The organism is Streptomyces sp. NBC_01381, assembly GCF_026340305.1.
Classification (GTDB): domain Bacteria; phylum Actinomycetota; class Actinomycetes; order Streptomycetales; family Streptomycetaceae; genus Streptomyces.
Genome location: NZ_JAPEPI010000002.1, coordinates 1706899 through 1724204 on the forward strand (window position 1 = coordinate 1706899; position 17306 = coordinate 1724204).

General features: G+C 70.9%; 16 protein-coding genes. 13 read left to right on the top strand and 3 right to left on the bottom strand.

What is annotated here, in order from left to right; all coding sequences use genetic code 11:
- Positions 1 to 277 precede the first annotated feature (277 nt).
- From OG453_RS29305 to sph, 8 genes are all read left to right on the top strand, one after another.
- Positions 278 to 1828: an ABC transporter substrate-binding protein gene (locus tag OG453_RS29305; protein WP_266871543.1), complete on the top strand. Its 1551-nt coding sequence runs from the start codon at positions 278 to 280 to the stop codon at positions 1826 to 1828.
- Positions 1813 to 2880, top strand: a complete 1068-nt coding sequence (locus OG453_RS29310) for an ABC transporter permease (protein ID WP_266871544.1) — start codon at positions 1813 to 1815, stop codon at positions 2878 to 2880. The genes OG453_RS29305 and OG453_RS29310 overlap by 16 nt, the downstream gene beginning before the upstream one ends.
- Positions 2881 to 3169: 289 nt before the next feature.
- Positions 3170 to 4018, top strand: a complete 849-nt coding sequence (locus OG453_RS29315) for an ABC transporter permease (RefSeq protein ID WP_266871545.1) — start codon at positions 3170 to 3172, stop codon at positions 4016 to 4018.
- The gene (locus OG453_RS29320; protein ID WP_266871546.1) at positions 4015 to 5553 is read left to right on the top strand and encodes an ABC transporter ATP-binding protein; all 1539 of its coding nucleotides are present in this window, start codon (positions 4015 to 4017) and stop codon (positions 5551 to 5553) included. Before OG453_RS29315 ends, OG453_RS29320 begins: the two co-directional genes overlap by 4 nt.
- A gap of 141 nt (positions 5554 to 5694) precedes the next feature.
- Positions 5695 to 6885 (top strand): Cmx/CmrA family chloramphenicol efflux MFS transporter, encoded by a 1191-nt coding sequence (locus tag OG453_RS29325; protein WP_266871547.1) that lies wholly within the window; start codon positions 5695 to 5697, stop codon positions 6883 to 6885.
- Positions 6886 to 6950: 65 nt separating this feature from the next.
- The gene (locus tag OG453_RS29330; protein ID WP_266871548.1) at positions 6951 to 7355 is read left to right on the top strand and encodes a RidA family protein; all 405 of its coding nucleotides are present in this window, start codon (positions 6951 to 6953) and stop codon (positions 7353 to 7355) included.
- Between the two features lie 53 nt (positions 7356 to 7408).
- Positions 7409 to 7987 carry a TetR/AcrR family transcriptional regulator gene (locus tag OG453_RS29335; RefSeq protein WP_266871549.1) on the top strand — a complete coding sequence of 193 codons (579 nt, stop codon included), beginning with the start codon at positions 7409 to 7411 and terminating at the stop codon, positions 7985 to 7987.
- A gap of 204 nt (positions 7988 to 8191) precedes the next feature.
- A complete protein-coding gene (sph, locus tag OG453_RS29340; RefSeq protein WP_266871550.1) occupies positions 8192 to 9181 on the top strand; it encodes a sphingomyelin phosphodiesterase in 990 nt (329 codons plus the stop codon).
- 70 nt (positions 9182 to 9251) lie between these two features.
- On the opposite strand, the gene OG453_RS29345 is transcribed toward sph, so the two are convergent.
- Positions 9252 to 10613, bottom strand: a complete 1362-nt coding sequence (locus tag OG453_RS29345) for an alkaline phosphatase PhoX (RefSeq protein WP_266871551.1) — start codon at positions 10611 to 10613, stop codon at positions 9252 to 9254.
- Between the two features lie 102 nt (positions 10614 to 10715).
- Positions 10716 to 11807 (bottom strand): cell division protein ZapE, encoded by a 1092-nt coding sequence (zapE, locus tag OG453_RS29350; protein ID WP_266871552.1) that lies wholly within the window; start codon positions 11805 to 11807, stop codon positions 10716 to 10718.
- A gap of 37 nt (positions 11808 to 11844) precedes the next feature.
- Here zapE and OG453_RS29355 point away from each other — a divergent pair, with 37 nt between their 5' ends.
- The 5 genes from OG453_RS29355 to OG453_RS29375 all read left to right on the top strand — a co-directional run bounded on the left by OG453_RS29355 (position 11845) and on the right by OG453_RS29375 (position 15854).
- Complete coding sequence (locus OG453_RS29355) at positions 11845 to 12609, top strand: pyrimidine reductase family protein (protein WP_266871553.1); 765 nt, start codon at positions 11845 to 11847, stop codon at positions 12607 to 12609.
- A 145-nt stretch (positions 12610 to 12754) separates the two neighbouring features.
- Entirely contained in the window at positions 12755 to 13228 is a 474-nt protein-coding gene (locus tag OG453_RS29360) for an indole-3-glycerol phosphate synthase (protein WP_266871554.1), read from the top strand.
- A gap of 108 nt (positions 13229 to 13336) precedes the next feature.
- Positions 13337 to 14734, top strand: a complete 1398-nt coding sequence (murC, locus tag OG453_RS29365; RefSeq protein ID WP_266871555.1) for a UDP-N-acetylmuramate--L-alanine ligase — start codon at positions 13337 to 13339, stop codon at positions 14732 to 14734.
- Between the two features lie 22 nt (positions 14735 to 14756).
- Positions 14757 to 15164 (top strand): peptide-methionine (R)-S-oxide reductase MsrB, encoded by a 408-nt coding sequence (msrB, locus tag OG453_RS29370; protein WP_266871556.1) that lies wholly within the window; start codon positions 14757 to 14759, stop codon positions 15162 to 15164.
- Between the two features lie 90 nt (positions 15165 to 15254).
- Complete coding sequence (locus OG453_RS29375) at positions 15255 to 15854, top strand: rhomboid family intramembrane serine protease (RefSeq protein ID WP_266871557.1); 600 nt, start codon at positions 15255 to 15257, stop codon at positions 15852 to 15854.
- Positions 15855 to 15907: 53 nt separating this feature from the next.
- On the opposite strand, the gene OG453_RS29380 is transcribed toward OG453_RS29375, so the two are convergent.
- Positions 15908 to 17245 carry a M28 family peptidase gene (locus tag OG453_RS29380; RefSeq protein ID WP_266871558.1) on the bottom strand — a complete coding sequence of 446 codons (1338 nt, stop codon included), beginning with the start codon at positions 17243 to 17245 and terminating at the stop codon, positions 15908 to 15910.
- Between the last annotated feature and the right edge of the window lie 61 nt (positions 17246 to 17306).

The window sequence follows — 17306 nt, forward strand, 5'->3', positions numbered from 1 at the left end:
TTTCCGTTGATGGGGGAGGAATCGGTACATGTGATGGGGGGGGAGTCGGTCCGTGCCACCGGTGACGCTTTGAACGCTAGCAGTAAACTAAGGTAAGGCAAACCTTAGTAGTGGATCACGCCAGGGAACGGCGTAATTCTCAACTCGGGGGCGCACAGGTGCACTTCACGGGGGGTGCGGCTTGCGGGGCCCTTCGTTCTTAGGGTAGGCAAACCTAAAGCCTTCTTGATTGCCCCCGAACCGGCTGCGAACCGGTCCGAACGGAACGAGGACGTACGTGGACATCTCCAGGCGCCAAGTGCTGTGGGCCGGCGGGGCATTGAGTACGGCGGCTCTGCTGACCGGGTGCTCGGGGGACGGTGAATCCTCGTCCGACGCGGCCGGCGCGGGCGGCAAGCCCCGCAAGGGCGGCACGCTCCGGGTCGGCGCCCTGGGCCGGGCCTCGGCCATCACCCGGGACCCGCACGGCACTCAGACCAACGAGAGCGACTACCTCATCATCGCCCTCCTGTACGACACGCTCACCGCGCCCGGCGCCAAGAAGAACACCACCCCACGCCTCGCGGCCAGTTGGAAGTCGTCCGAGGACCTGAAGACCTGGCGCTTCACCATCGCCAAGGGCGCCAAGTTCCACGACGGCACACCCGTCACCGCCGACGACGTCGTCTGGTCGCTGCGCCGGCTGCGCGGCACGCCGTCCGGTGCGTCACGGCTGCCCGGCATCAAGGCCGAGAACATCAGGGCGGAGGGCGAGGACACGGTCGTCCTCGTCTCCGACTACGCCAACGCCGAACTGCCCCTGCTCATGCGTCTGACGACCTTCGTGCTCAAGAAGGGCACCAAGGACAAGGAGCTCGGGAAGGCGCCCGGCACCGGTCCTTTCAAGCTCGACTGGTTCCGCTCCGGCAACGCCCGTCTCGTACGCAATGCGGACTGGCACGGCGGCGAGGTGTACCTGGACGCCATCGAGGTCAAGATCTTCGAGTCGCCGCAGGCGATGTCCAACGCCCTGATCGCCGGGCAGATCGACCTCGCCTCCAACGTCGGCTCGGTCGCCGCCCGTACGGCGAAGAAGCGCAAGGACATCCAGATCGTGCGCCGCCCCGACGACATGGCGATGCCCATCGTCATGCGCACCGCCGACGGCCCGTTCGCGGACCCGAAGGTGCGCGAGGCGCTGCGGCTCGCCGTGGACCGCAAGGCCATGGTCGACCAGGTCCTCTCCGGGTACGGGAGCGTCGGCAACGACATTCTCGGCACCGGCGACCCCGCGTACGACGAGAAGGTCCCGCAGCGTGGCCGTGACCTCGCCAAGGCCAAGTCCCTGCTGAAGGAAGCGGACTTCGACACGTCCAAGACGTACCGCCTGCTGACCACCGAGGACGTCCCGGGCCTCGCCGAGTCCGCGACGCTCTTCGCCAGTCAGGTCCGCGAGGCCGGGGTGAAGGTGGAGGTGGTCAAGCAGGAGTCCGCGACCTTCTGGGACAAGACCTGGCTCAAGGGCGACCTCTACACCACCTACTGGGGCACCAACGACTCGGTGATCTTCCTGGCGAGCAAGACGATGGTCTCCGAGTCCGCGCAGAACGAGGCGGGCTGGAAGAGCAAGGAGTTCGACGCGGCCTACCGCGAGGCCACCGGCGGCAAGGACGCGGCGGCGCGCGCCGCCGCGCTCGGCGAACTCCAGAAGATCGAGCACGACGCGTCCGGCTATCTCCTGTGGGGCGTCGCCGAAGGCATCGACCTGGCCGCCGCCCCCGTGCACGGCCTGCCCGAACTGCCCGGCTACGGACGTGTGCAGCTCGAGGCGGCATGGCTGGCCCGCTGAGCGGTACGGCGACGGCGTCCGGGACGGGCGTAGGCGGCAAGGGCCCTGGCCCGGGCTCCGGACCCGGCGCCGGCGGCAGTGCCGCGACGGCGCGCCGGGCCGGACGGGCGGCGCTGTCCGGCGCCCTCCGGCTCGGCGTGCTGCTCGCCCGCCGCGCGCTGCTGCTCGCCGTACTGCTCGCCGTCGTCTTCGCCGCCATCGAACTGCTGCCGGGCGACGCCGCCAACGCCACGTCGGAGCGCGGCGAGACCGCCGCCGACCTGGAGCGGCGGCGCCACCTGCTCGGCCTCGACCAGCCGGTCCTCACCCGCTTCACGGACTGGATGACCGGCCTGCCGTCCGGTGACCTCGGCACGTCCGCGCGCGGCGAGTCCATCGCGGAGCTGCTGTCCCGTCCTTTCCCCAACACCCTGCTCCTGGGCGGTCTCGCGCTGCTGGTGACGCTCGCCGTCTCGGTCGGCCTCGGCTGCTGGGCGGCGCTCAAGCCAGGCGGCACCGCCGACCGGGCCCTCTCCGCCACGGCCACCGGGATCCTCGCGCTGCCCGAGTTCGTCGTCGCGGTGGCCCTGGTGCTCGTCTTCGCCCTCTGGACCGACCTGCTGCCCGCCGTCACACTGACCGACGCCGACGGCTCACCGGCCTCCTGGCGGATGCTGATCCTGCCCGTACTGGCCCTGGCCATCCCGCAGATCGGCTGGAACACCCGCATCGTGCGCGCCGCCCTCGCCGACGAGGCGAAGGCCCCGCACGTGGAGAGCGCCGTGATCGACGGACTCCCGCGCCACCGGATCCTCACCCACCATCTGCTGCCCGGCGCACTGCCGACCATCGCGGCGGGCATCGCCACCTCGACGGGCATGCTCCTCGGCGGCGCCGTCGTGGTGGAGACCATCTTCAACTACCCGGGAATCGGCTCGGTACTGGCCGGAGCCGTCGCCGACCGGGACAGCCCGGTAGTGGCCGGAGTCGTCGCCGTCACCGGCGCGGTCATCACCGGGGTACTCCTGCTCGCCGATCTGGTACGCGCAAGGGCTTCTGGGGGCCGCGTATGACCGCCCGGCAGCCCGCGGACCGCAGCCCCGGGCGGGGCGTCGTGCCGTGGGTCCCGCCTGCGCTCGCGCGCCGTCGACGCTCTGTACGCCGAATCGGGCGAGTTTGGTGCTCGGGCTTTTGGAGGTCTTGCATGAGCGCCTTGCAAGCTGCGCCGCGGGCTGCGCGTCGCCGTCCCGGGCGGGGTGTTGTGTTGCGGGTTCTGCCCGCGCTCGCGTTGGCCCCGTGCGCCGTCGATGCTTCGTACGCCGAATCGGGCGAGTTTGGTGCCCGGGCTTTTGGAGGCTTTGCATGACCGCCCTGCAAGCCGCGCCGCGGGCCGCGCGTCGCCGTCCCGGGCGGGGTGTCGTGCTGCGGGTGCTGCCCGCGCTCGTGCTCATCGCGGTTGCCGTCGCGGGCCCCTGGCTCGCCCCGCACGCCATCGACACCCCGGTCGCCGCCCCGTACGCCGAACCGGGCGGCAAGGCCGTCCTCGGTGGCGATCAGCTCGGGCGTGATGTGCTCAGTCGGCTGCTTGCCGGAGGGCGTGAGCTCATTGGTACGTCGCTGCTTGTGGCCGCGCTGGTGACCGTGACGGCCGCGCTGCTCGGTGTGCTCGGGGCCCTGCGGCCGCCCGTCGGACGTGTCGTCGAGCGGGCCGCCGATGTGCTGATGCTGCTGCCCGCCGTGCTCGGCATCCTGCTCATCGCGCTGTCCTGGCCGGGCGGCGGCCGGTTCGCCGTGATCGCGGCCGCGGTCGTGATGGGCGTTCCCTATGCCGTACGACTCGTCGCTGGCGCCGCGGCGCCGGTCGCGGCCGCCGGGTACATCGAAGCGGCGGCCGTCGGCGGGGAACGCCTGTGGCATCTCGTCGTACGCGAGGTCCTGCCCAATCTGCGCGCCACGCTGCTCGCCCTCTTCGGGCTGCGCTTCGTCGCCGCCGTCTACATCGTCGCCACCGCGGGGTTCCTCCAGGTCGGGCCCCAACCACCCGCCGCCGACTGGGCGTTGATGATCCGGGAGAACTCGGGCGGCATCGTCCTGAACCCCTGGGCCGTCCTGGCCCCCAGCATCGCCATCGGCCTGCTCGCCATGAGCGTCAACCTGGCCGCGTCGGCACTCGTCCCGCAGACCGGCCGGAAAGTGGGGACCGCCCTGTGAATCACCTGCCCGACTGGTATCCCGAGGGCCAAGTCCCCGCGTCCGACGTGGCGGTGAGCGTCACGGACCTGACGGTCGCCGCCGCCGACGGCCGTCTGCTGCTCGACGGCGGCAGCCTGGAGGTGCGCCCCGGCCGCGTCACCGCGCTCGTCGGCCCCTCCGGCTGCGGCAAGACCACCCTCCTGCGGGCCGTCGCCGGAGCCCTGCCACCGGGGGCCGGGCGCACGGAAGGCCGGGTCGAAGTGCTCGGCCGGGACGTCCTGACCCTTGGCGCCGCCGATCTGCGCACCCTGCGCAGGCACCGGCTCGCCTACCTCGGCCAGGACCCCGGCACCGGCCTCAACCCCCGGATGAAGGTGCGCGGCCTGCTCGCCGAAGTGGCCGTCGACCGGACCCCCGCGTCCCTCTCCGCCCTGCTCTCCGAGGTCCAACTCCCCACAGGGCAAGGGATATTGGGCCGCCGCCCCGGCGAACTCTCCGGCGGTCAGCAGCGCCGCGTGGCCCTGGCCAGGGCGCTCGCCCGCCGCCCCGCCGTGCTGCTCCTCGACGAGCCGACCGCGGGGCTCGACCCGGCCCTGCGCGACGAGATCGCCGAACTCCTGCGGCACCTGGCGGGGCATCATCAGCTCGCCGTCGCGCTGTCCTGTCACGACACAGACCTGGTGGCGCGGCTCGCCGACGACGTCGTGGATCTCTCCCGGGGCAAGGCAGTTCCTCTGCCCGTCCCGCGGGCGACGCCGCGAGCGTTGCCCGAGGGCCCTCCGATCCTCTCCGTCTCCGGGCTGCGGGCGGCCTTCGTGCGCCGCGGCCGCCGCGTCCCCGTCCTGCACGGCGTCGAGCTCGCCGTCACCCCCGGATCGAGCACGGGCATCGTCGGCGCATCGGGCTCCGGCAAGACGACCCTGGTCCGCGCGGTCGTCGGCCTCCACCGGCCCACCGGCGGCACGGTCACCCTCGACGGCGTACGCCTTGCCCCCGCCGCCCAGCGCCGCACCCGCGAACAGTGCCGCCGCCTCCAACTGGTCCCGCAGGACCCCCTGGGCACCCTCAACCCGAGCCGTACGGTGGGCCAGACGCTCGGCCGCCCGCTGCGCCTGCACCGCAGGACGGAACGCGCCGATGCCCCGGCCCGCGTCCTCGAACTCCTCGAACAGGTCGGGCTCCCCGCGAACTTCGCGGACCGCTACCCCCATGAACTCTCCGGCGGCCAGCGCCAACGCGCCTCCATCGCACGGGCGTTGGCGGCCGACCCGGACGTACTCGTCTGCGACGAGGTGACGTCCGCCCTGGACGACGGGACCGCCGCGTCGATCATGGACCTGCTGGAGGAGCTGCGGGACGGCCGAGGGCTCGCCCTGGTCCTCATCAGCCACGACCTCCGCCTCATCGCCGGCCGCACCGACTCCCTCCTGGTCCTGTCGGAGGGCGAGGCCGTCGAATCGGGCACGACCCGCGATCTCTTCGCCTCCCCGTCCCACCCGGTCACCGCCTCACTGGTGGCGGCCGCGGCGGGTCTTCCGGAGCTGCCGGTCTGATCCGCACCTGCATGCTCCAGCCGTTGCTCCAGCCGTTGCTCCAGCCGTTCTGAAGCGATCGTTTCAGAATGTGCTAGCGTCTCGATCGCCAGTTATGGAGCGAGTGCTCCAAAAATAGTGGCGCGATCGGGAGGGGCCGCGATGCCGCCTGCGGTGTACATGGTCGCCCTGGGGATCTTCACCCAGGGGACATCGGAGTTCATGCTGTCCGGGCTGCTTCCGGGCATGGCCGCCGACCTGGGGGTGTCGATCCCCGAAGCCGGACTGCTGATCTCCGCCTTCGCCATCGGCATGGTCGTCGGCGCTCCGCTGCTCGCGGTGGCCACCCTGAGCTGGCCGCGCAGGACGGCGCTCGTCTCCCTGCAGGCGGCCTTCGTCGTCGCCCATGTGATCGGCGCCCTCGCGCCCGATTACGGCGTCCTGTTCGTCACGCGTGTGGTCAGCGCCCTCGCGTACGCCGGGTACTGGGGCGTGGCCGTGGCCACCGCGGTGGCGCTCGTCCCGGCCGCGGCCAAGGGGCGTGCGGTCGCCGTCGTGGCGGGCGGTCTCACGCTGGCCACCGTCGTCGGCGTGCCCGCCGGCACCCTGCTGAGCCAACACTCCAGCTGGCGCGCCGCGTTCTGGGCGGTGGCCGCGGCGACGCTGGTGAGCCTGGTCTGCACGCTGCTCGTCGTCCCCGGCGGGCGGGGCGAGCAGCCGCGTACGTCGGTGAAGGAGGAGCTGCGGGGTATGGCACGTCCCCAGCTCTGGCTCTCGTACGCCATCACGGCCTTCGCCTTCGGCGCGGTCATCGTCACCTTCAGCTATCTGGCGTCCCTGCTGACCGAGGTGAGCGGGGTGCCCGAAGGCTGGGTGCCCGCGGTCCTCGCCCTGTTCGGCGTCGGCGGCATGGCGGGCCTCTTCATCGGCGGCCGCACCGCCGAAGCCCGCCCGCTCGCCACCCTGGGCCTCGGGCTCGGCGCGCTCGCACTGTTCTCCGCGCTGCTCGCGCTGACGGCCGCGTCCGCCGTCGTGGTCATCGCCCTGGTGTTCCTCCTGGGTGTGGCCGGATACGTGACCAATCCCGCCCTGCAGTCACGGGTGTTCACCCTCGCGCCCGCCGCCCCGACGCTGGTCGGCGCCACCAACACGGCCGCGTTCAACGTCGGCAACACCCTGGCCCCGCTCCTCGGCGGCCTGACCATCGACGCCGGGCTCGGCTACGCCTCCGTGGCCTGGGTCGGCGCCGCGCTCGCCGCAGCGGGCGCCGGGGCGGTGCTGTGGGCGGCGCGGCTTCAACGGAGCGTGTGCGAGACCCCGGTGAGACGGACGAGAGAAGAAGCAGCCGTATGACAGCCACGACAGGCAGCCGTATGAGAGACCCGAGAAGAGAAAGAGAAAGAGAAGAGAGAAGCGACATGCACCACGACACCTCCGCGACCCGCACCCGGATCACCGCCGACCCCGACTGGTACGAGTCGGCCGGAATCTCCCTCGGCATCCGCGTCGGCGACCTCGTCTTCACCTCGGGGCAGGCGCCCGTCGACGCCGGCGGGGCGACGGTCGGTGCCGGGGACTTCGAGGCCCAGGCCCGGCAGGCGCTCGCCAATGTGGCGACCGTCCTCAGCAACGCCGGGTCCGGCCTGGACAAGGCGGTGAAGCTCACGGTCTTCGTCACCGACATCGCCCACCAGGACGTCTTCGCCGCGCTCCGGGCGCGGTTCTACGTCCCGCCGTTCCCCGCGGAGTCGTTCGTCCAGGTCGCCGCGCTCGCCGATCCGGCCTGGCTGATCGAGATCGAGGCGGTGGGCGCGGTCGAGTGAGCCTGTCCCCGCCCGGTTCTGTACGCACGTTCCAAAACCCTTAGTGTGGAGGCATGGCCAGGCCACGAGAGTTCGACGAGGACCGCGTCGTCACCGCCGCCATGGAGACCTTCTGGCGCCACGGTTACGAGGGCACATCGACGCGCGCGCTGTGCGACAGCACGGGCCTCGGGCCATCCAGCCTCTACAACACCTTCGGCGGCAAGCGGCAGCTCTATCTGCGCGCCCTGAGGCGCTACTACGAGACGAGCACCGCCGAGCAGATCGAGATCCTGCGGGGCGACGGTCCTGCCAAGGAGCGGCTGCGGGACATGATGATCCACGCCGTCGACGCCGATCTCGACGAGGCGGACGGCCGCGGCTGCTTCGCGATCAACACCGCCGTCGAGATCGGCGGGCTCGACCCGGAGGTCAAGGACGCGGTGCGGCGCACCTTCGACCGCGTGGAGGAGGAGCTGTGCGCGGTCGTGGCGGCGGGCGTGCGCACCGGCGAGCTGCGTTCGACCGGTGATCCGCGGACCGTCGCACGCCGAGTGCAGAGCACGTACTACGGCCTGCGCGTGCTCGCCCGGGTGCAGGACGACCGGCGGGTGCTGCTCGACATCGTGGAGAACACGCTCGCGGATCTCTGACCGAGAGCCTGGACCGCCGTCGAGAACGCCCCCATGCGCCATAGCCGTTCATGCCAGAACGTGGTGTCCGCATGACGCGGATCTTTGTTCATGCGGCGTATCCCCAGAAGTAATCGCGGCTGATTGGATGATCCGCGCCACGACCGCCGTGCTCCCGTTCTGGTGCACGGCGGTCTCGACGACCCCCCACCCACAGGAGATTCAGTGCCGCACCCAGCGCTGCGCAGGACTCAGGCCGCCGCGATCACGACCGTGCTCGCCGCCGCGACACTCGCCGCCGTCGCCCCGTCGGTGACCGCCGCCCCCGCTGCTCCGGCCGCCACTCCCGAGCTGAAGGTGCTTTCGTACAACGCCTTCCTCTTCAGCAAGACGCTCTACCCCAACTGGGGCCAGGACCACCGGGCCAAGGCGATCCCTGCCGCGGACTTCTTCAAGGGCCAGGACGTCGTCGTGCTCCAGGAGGCCTTCGACAACTCCGCCTCCGACGCGCTGAAGTCGAACGCCGCGGCCCAATACCCGCACCAGACCCCGGTGATGGGCCGCAGCAAGGACGGCTGGGACGCCACCGGCGGTGCCTACTCCGCGACGACCCCGGAGGACGGCGGGGTCACGGTCCTGAGCAAGTGGCCGATCGTGCGCAAGGAGCAGTACGTCTACAAGGACGCCTGCGGCGCCGACTGGTACTCCAACAAGGGCTTTGTCTATGCCCAGTTGGACGTCAACGGCGCGAAGGTGCATGTCGTGGGCACGCACGCGCAGTCCACCGACCCGGGCTGCGGCTCCGGCGAGGCCGCGGCGACGCGCTCGAAGCAGTTCAAGGAGATGGACGCCTTCCTGGACGCCAAGAACATCCCGGCGGGCGAACAGGTCATCGTGGCGGGCGACTTCAACGTCGACTCGCACAGCGACGAGTACGCAACGATGCTCGCCGACGGCGGCTTCGCGCCGGCCGACGGCCGCACCGGCCACCCGTACTCCTTCGACACCCAGGACAACTCGATCGCCTCCGAGCGCTACCCGGACGACCCCCGCGAGGACCTCGACTACATCCTGCACCGCAAGGGCAACGCCCGCCCCGCCACCTGGCACAACGAGGTGATCAAGGAGCAGAGCGCCCCCTGGACGGTCTCCAGCTGGGGCAAGGAGTACACGTACACCAACCTGTCCGACCACTACCCGGTGATCGGCTCCTAGCGGCCCGAGGGTCCGGCCCGTCCCCTTGCCAAGCATTGCGCCAAGGGGACGGGCCGGACCTGTGCCTGGACTAGTGGTGCCAGGGCCCTGTCACGGCGAACGTGGTGCCGGGGTTGTAGCAGTTCACGTACATCGTGTCGTGGTCGGGCGAGAACGAGACGCCCGCGAACTCGCCCCACTCCGGTTCCTCGGGCGTGCCGATGTCCTGGCGGTTGCGGGCCATCGCGTAGACCTCGCCGTGCCGCGTCAGGCCGTACACATGCTGGACGCCACCGCCGTCCTCGCACACCATCAGGCCGCCGCTGGGCGCGAGGCAGATGTTGTCGGGGGACTCGCCGGGCAGCTGGATGTCGGTGTCCGGGCCGAAGACGATCACCAGGGTGAGGCGGCGCTTGGACGGGTCGTAGCGCCAGACCTGACCGAAGTGGTCGGCCGCCGAACCCTCCGCGCTGTGCGCGAAGGAGGAGACGAAGTAGACGCACGAACCGCCCCAGTAGCAGCCCTCCAGCTTCTGCGCGTGCGTGATGCCCTTGGGGCCGAAGTCCTGGAGCCGGATGGGGGTTTGGGCGGCCAGCGGGTCGGGGACGTCGACCCACTCGATGCCGTCGAAGCTCGCGCCGGTCTCCTGGACGGCGGAGAGATCCGGGAGGCCCGGCACCCGCATCGCCTGCAGCTTGCCGCCCGCGCGCAGTGAACCCCGGCCGCCCTCCGGCTTGTTGGGCAGGAAGCGGTAGAAGAGGCCGAAGGGCTTGAGGAAGGCGTCCTCGGTCTCGTAGACGATGCCGCGCTTCGGGTCGACCGCGATCGCCTCGTGCTGGAAGCGGCCCATCGCGGTGAGCGGCACGGCCCCGCTGCGGCGCGGGTCGACGGGGTCGACCTCGAAGATGAAGCCGTGGTCCTTGGTGTAGCCGTTCGTGCCGGCCTTGTCCTCGGTCTCCTCGCAGGTCAGCCAGGTGCCCCAAGGCGTGGGCCCGCCCGCGCAGTTGACGGCGGTGCCGGCGATCCCGACGCGCTCGCCGATCACGTTGTTCTGGGCGTCGAGCGAGAGCACGGTACAGCCGCCCTTGCCCATCGGGTCGTAGGTGAGCCCCTCAACTGTGGGCACGGGAGTCTTGCCGTTGTGGCGGTTCTCGTGATTGCGGACGAGGTGGACGCCGCCGCGTTTGCCGCGGAACGCGTCCATGCCGTCGAAGTTGCTCGGCACCTTGCCCTCGCCGGACGGCAGTTCGCCGCCCTCGCGGGAGAGGACCTTGTAGCGGAACCCCTTGGGCAGATCGAGCAGACCGGCGGGGTCGGGCACAAGTGGCCCGTACCCGCCCTTGCCCTGGGCGGCCGCGCTCCCCGCGAAAAGTTCCGAGAGCGCGCCGGTGAAGGCGATTCCCGCACCCACCGCACCGGTACGGGCAAGCACTTCACGTCGTGTCGTGGACATTGGGTCGACCTCCTGCTGGCGGACAGGAACATGACCGGATGTGTGTACCACGCGCCCTGGTGTGCGGGAACCACGCGCGTAGCCACGAGTCTCAGCGCGTCGCTACGACTCCACGAGTCCCTTCGCGTCACGGGCGAGCGCCGTGAGCCGCGAGATGGCCCGGAAGTACTTCTTCCGGTAGCCGCCGTTCAGCATGTCCTCGCCGAACAGCTTGTCGAAGGGGACACCGGACGCCAGTACGGGCACTTCCCTGTCGTACAGCCGGTCGGCGAGCACCACAAGGCGCAGCGCGGTCGACTGGTCGGGGACGGGCGTCACATCGGTCAGGCAGACGGCCTTCAGGTCGTCGGTGAGCGCGCCGTAGCGGCTCGGGTGCACGCGGGCCAGATGGTCCAGGAGGTGCGGGAAGTCGTCCAGGCTCGCGCCTTCGGTCGCGTACGCGGCCTTGGTGACCTGCTCCTCGGAGTACGGGGCCGGGGCCTCGGGCAGACCCCGGTGGCGGTAGTCGTCGCCGTCGATGCGCAGCGCCTTGAAGTGGGCGGACAGGCCTTGGATCTCGCGCAGGAAGTCGGCGGCCGCGAACCGGCCCTCGCCGAGCTTGCCCGGCAGCGTGTTCGAGGTCGCGGCGAGTGCGACGCCCTGCTCGACGAGCTTGGCGAGCAGCGAGGACACCAGAACCGTGTCGCCCGGGTCGTCGAGCTCGAACTCGTCGATGCAGAGCAGCCGGTGCCCGCTGAGCGTGCGCACCGTCTGCTGGAAGCCGAGCGCGCCCACCAGGTTCGTCAGCTCGACGAAGGTGCCGAACGCCTTCTGCTCGGGAGCCGCGGGCGTCGCGTGCCAGAGGGAGGCGAGGAGGTGGGTCTTGCCCACGCCATAGCCACCGTCCAGGTAGACGCCGCGGGGGCCGGTGGGCGCCGCGGCCTTCTTCTGGAACCAGCGCTTCTTGCCCGCTCCGGAGGCGTGCGCCCCGCCGAGCCCGGCCGCGAAGCCGCCGAGGACCTGCACGGCCTCGGTCTGGCTCGGCTGGTTCGGGTCCGGGATGTACGTATCGAAGCGGACGGAGTCGAAGCGCGGCGGCGGCACCATCTCGGCGACCAGACGGTCGGCGGGGACACGAGGCTCGCGGGCGCACAGGGACAGGGGAGCCGCTTCGGCTATGGGGCTCTGCCCGGGGGCTGCGGTGGAGGACGACACGGTTCCTAACTCTAAGGGCCGTGTAAGACTGCTGGACATGCGACGCCTGTTCCCTGTGACCGACCAGACAGACGAGACAGCGGTACGAGAGTGGGGGCTGGGGGAGCTGGCCGACGCCTACGCGTACCCCGCCGGCAATGCCCCTTGGCTGCGCGCCAACATGGTGTCCACGCTCGACGGGGCCGCCCAGCACGAGGGCCGCTCGCAGCCCATCTCCAGCGCCACGGACATGCGGATCTTCGGCACCCTGCGGGGGATCGCGGACGCCGTGGTCGTCGGTGCCGAAACGGTCCGCCAGGAGGGTTACCGCCCGGCACGCGCGCGTGAGGCCTTCGCCGAGCGCCGGGCCGCTGCCGGACAGGCGGTGGCGCCCGCGATCGCGATCGTCACCGCGAGCCTCGACCTGGACTTCACCCTTCCGCTTTTCGCCGAGCCGCTGGTGCCCACGCTCGTGGTGACCGGCGCCGCGGCACCCGCCGAGCGGATCGCGGCGGCCCGGAAGGCGGGCGCCGTGGTGGTGACCGCGGGGGAGGGAGCGGGGGCCGAGCCCCGGCGGGTCGTACGCGCCCTGGCCGAGCGCGGCCTCACCCGGCTGCTGACCGAGGGTGGGCCCCGGCTGCTCGGCCAGTTCGTGGCGGCGGGGGCGCTGGACGAGCTCTGCCTGACGGTGTCCCCGATGGTCGCCGCGGGGGACGCCCAGCGCATCGCGGGAGGCCCTTCGATGGCGGTGCCGGAACGTTTCGAGCTGGCGTCGCTCCTGGAGGAGGCCGGGTTCCTCTTCACCCGATACCGTCGAACCTGACAATCGGCGGAATATGCCGTTCCGTTTCGCTTCCGTTGGGCACACTAAAAGTCGCAGACCCCGTGCGGTCACGGGGCAGGATGGTTTCCGCAGGGGCCTGTCGAGACAGACTCTCGGCAGCCCACGGATGAGAAGGGCGCCTGTCGTGTTCACAAGCGTACTGATGATCGAGAAGGCCCTGACCTCCGCCGACGTGGAGTTCGTCACCACCTTGCACGGCGACGAGCCGGTCACCTTCCACGTGCTGCTCCAGCCCCGCGGCGATCAGGCGGACCGGTTGCTGCGGGCCATCGACGACGTGGCGCTCGGGGAGATCGACGAAGCGGCGAAGGAGGGGGACGTCCCCGAGGGGCAGGATGCGACGGGCCCGGCGGAGCAGGCACTGCAGGTCTCGCTCGTGGCGCTGCGCGCCGCGGGCTGCGAGGCGACCGGGCGGCTCATCGAGGACCACCCCCTCGACGCGCTCAGGGAGCTGGTCGACGACGTGGACGCCGACGAGGTCATCGTCCTGACGGACCCGCACTACGTGGAGGAGTTCTTCCACCGGGACTGGGCATCGCGGGCCCGGCACAAGGTCGGCGTGCCGGTCCTGAAGCTGTTCTCGCACGCGGCGGACTAGGCCGCTCCGGCGGCGGCGACCTCCGGCGGGTGTGCCCGCTGTCAGTGCGAGGCAATAGTCTGGGCCCTGCTCATCTGCCGTAACTCGGACTCTTGGGGAGACACACGTATGGCACCCGGCCTGCCCACCGCCATGGACCGACCGCACTTCATCGGCATCGGCGGCGCCGGAATGTCGGGTATCGCCAAGATCCTCGCCCAGCGCGGCGCCAAGGTGGCGGGCAGTGACGCGCGGGAGTCCGCCACGGCCGAGGCCCTGCGGACCCTGGGCGCCACGGTCCACATCGGCCACGACGCGGCGCACCTCGCCTCCGACGCCACCTGCGTGGTCGTCTCCTCCGCGATCCGCGCCGACAACCCGGAGCTGGCCCGCGCCACAGAGCTCGGCATTCCGGTCGTCCACCGCTCGGACGCCCTCGCGTCCCTGATGGAGGGCCTGCGCCCGATCGCGGTGGCGGGCACGCACGGCAAGACGACCACGACCTCGATGCTGGCGGTCACCCTCTCCACCCTGGGCCTGAACCCCTCCTACGCGATCGGCGGAGACCTGGACACCCCCGGGTCGAACGCGCTGCACGGCGAGGGCGAGATCTTCGTCGCCGAGGCGGACGAGAGCGACCGCAGCTTCCACAAGTACGCGCCCGAGGTCGCCATCGTCCTGAACGTGGAGCTCGACCACCACGCGAACTACGCGTCGATGGACGAGATCTACGAATCCTTCGAGACCTTCGCGGGCAAGATCGTCCCCGGCGGCACCCTGGTGATCGCCGCGGACCAGCCCGGCGCGGTGGAGCTGACCGCACGCCTGCGACGCGACCACTCGGACCTCAAGATCGTCACGTACGGCGAGTCCGAGACGGCCGACCTGCGCGTCCACAAGGTCACCGCACGCGGCCTGACCAGCGAGGTCACGGTCGTCCTCGGCGGCAAGTTCCTGACCTTCACGGTCTCGGTCCCCGGCCGTCACTACGCGCACAACGCGGTGGCCGCGCTCGCCGCCGGCATCGCCCTCGGCATCCCGGCGCACAACCTGGCATCGGCCATCGCCTCCTACACCGGCGTCAAGCGCCGCCTCCAGCTCAAGGGCGAGGCGGCGGGCGTCCAGGTCATCGACTCGTACGCGCACCACCCCACGGAGATGACCGCGGACCTGGAGGCGATGCACGCCTCCGCGGGCGACTCGCGCCTCCTGGTCCTCTTCCAGCCCCACCTCTTCTCCCGCACCCAGGAGCTGGGCACGGAGATGGGCCAGGCCCTGGCCCTCGCCGACGCCTCCGTGGTCCTCGACATCTACCCGGCCCGCGAGGACCCGATCCCCGGCGTCACCAGCGACCTGATCATCGATGCCGCCGTCGCGGCGGGCGCCGACGTCCGTCCCGTCCACGACAAGACGGAGGCCGTGAAGGTCGTCGCGGGAATGACGAGGCACGGCGACCTCGTTCTCACCATGGGAGCGGGCGACGTCACCGACCTCGGCCCGCAGATCCTGGCCGAGCTGTCGAAGTAGCCGAGACAAGGGGTTCAGTGTCATGTCGTACGACATCGAGAAGCCGGACGAGCAGTGGCGCGCGGAGCTGACCCCTTCGGAGTACGCGGTACTGCGCCAGGCCGGCACGGAACCGGCCTTCGTCGGTGAGTACACCGACACCAAGACGAACGGCGTCTACTCCTGCCGCGCGTGCGGCGCGGAGCTGTTCACGTCGGCGGAGAAGTTCGAGTCGCACTGCGGCTGGCCGAGCTTCTTCGACCCCAAGGACACGGACGCGGTGGAGCTCCTCCAGGACTCCTCGCACGGCATGGTCCGCACGGAGGTGCGGTGCGCGCGGTGCGGGTCGCACCTCGGGCACGTATTCGAGGGCGAGGGCTATGCGACCCCGACGGACCAGCGGTACTGCATCAACTCGATCTCGTTGACGCTGGCGCCGGACGAGGGCTGATCCGGGGTGACTTCGTGCCCGTCCGCAGGGCGGGAACGGGGCGGAGCCGCTGGGCGTTGAGCCGTACACAAGGGAAGCCAGGAGGTTCCCATGGCGTACGGCGCGAATCTCCCCGTACCGGCATCGCGCGGCGAGCGGGTCAAAGGTGCCGCCGTCCTGATGGGGTGCTGGCTGCTCCTGCTGTGGCTGCTCGAGGCCGTCGATGCCGCGAGCGGCCACGCACTGGACACCTTCGGGATCACCCCACGCGAGGCGGGCGAGCTGCGGGACATCGTGCCCGCCGCGTTCGTGCACTTCGGCTTCGGTCATCTCGCGGCGAACAGCGTGCCGTTGCTGCTGCTCGGCTTCCTCGCCGCGGTGTCTGGCATCCGCCGGTTCCTCGGCGTCGTCACGATGATCGTCCTCGTCAGCGGTGTGGGCGTCTGGCTCACCGCACCGGGACACTCCGTCACCGCGGGCGCGTCCGGGGTGGTCTTCGGCCTCTTCGGCTATCTGCTGACCCGCGGTTTCGTGGACCGGCGCACAGGCGACGTGATCGTGGGTCTCATCGTCGCCGCGGTCTACGGCTCGATCCTGTGGGGCGTACTGCCGACGACCACAGGCGTCAGCTGGCAGGGCCATCTCTTCGGTCTCCTTGGCGGGGTGGCCGCGGCCTTCGTGTTCCGCCGGCGGGGCGCCGGCAGCGCTTGAAGAAGGCGGGGCCAGGCAGGCTTGCCCGGCCCCGCCCAGCCCTGCCCAGCGGCCTAGAACGTCAGCTTCCAGCTGTTGATGTATCCCGTGTCCTGCGCCGCCACATCCTGCACGCGCAGCTTCCACGCGCCGTTCGCCGCCTCGCTCGACGCGTCGACCGTGTACGTCGCGATGATGTTGTCCGCCGAGTCGTTGCTGCTGGAGCTCTTCAGGCGGTACGCCGTGCCGTCGGGGGCCAGCAGGTCCACGACCAGGTCGCCGCGCCAGGTGTGGCGGATGTCGACGTCCGCCTTGAGGGTGGCGGGGGCGTTGCCGGTGCGGCCGGTCACGTTCACCGTCGAGGTCACGGCGGCGCCGTTGTCGGGGATGGTGACGTCCGTGGTGTTCTCGTACGTGTCGCCCGGCGGGACGGTGGTGTCCGTGCCGAGGGTCCAGACCGCGTGGGCGATGGCGTCGCTGTTGCGGTCGAGGGCCGTGTCGTTGATGTTCGCCGTGGTGTCGCAGGACGAGTGGTAGCAGCGGTCGAAGGCCTGGCCCGCCGTGCCGCCCCACTTCTGGGCCTGGGCGCTGGTCTTCGTACGGCTGGCGCCGGTGAAGAGGCCGCCGACCGGGATGCCGACGTTCTTGAAGCTGGCGTGGTCGGAGCGGCCGTCGCCCTCGGTCTCGATCTCCGTGGGGACGTTCAGACCCGCGTAGTAGTCCTTGAAGGTCTTCTCGATCGTGGGGTCGTCGTCATAGACGAAGTAGCCCGGGTTCGGGGAGCCGATCATGTCGAAGTTCAGATAGCCCGAGACCTTCGAACGCTCCGTGGCGGGAAGGTTGTTGACGTAGTACTTCGACCCGATCAGGCCGAGCTCCTCCGCGCCCCACCAGGCGAACCGCAGGTGCCGCGTCGGCTCCAACTGCGCGCGGGAGACGGCGAGTGCGGTCTCCAGGACGCCTGCCGAGCCCGAGCCGTTGTCGTTGATGCCGGGGCCCGATGTGACGCTGTCGAGGTGGGCGCCCGCCATCAGGACCTTGTTCGGGTCGCCGCCCGGCCAGTCGGCGATGAGGTTGTAGCCGGTGGCACCGCTGGACGTGAACTGCTGGACGGTGGTGGTGAATCCGGCCGCGTCCAGCTTGGCCTTCGCGTAGTCGATGGAGGCCTTGTAGCCGGGCCGGCCGTGCGCGCGGTTGCCGCCGTTGGCCGTGGCGATGGACTGGAACTGGCTGAGGTGCGCCTTGACGTTGGCGAGGGGGATGTCGGGGGCCGCGAGGGTCGGGGAAGGGGCTGCCAGGGCCGAGGGTGCGGTGACGGCCAGCAGGCCGGCCGCGGCCAGCGTGGCGATGCCCGCGGTGGTGCGTCTCAGGGCGCGGGGCAGGGCGGGTCTGAAGGGTCTGGAGAGTCTCATGTGGGGCTCCGAATTCCGAACAGCAGGGGGACGGAACGTACTGACGCCCTGCGACGCGGAT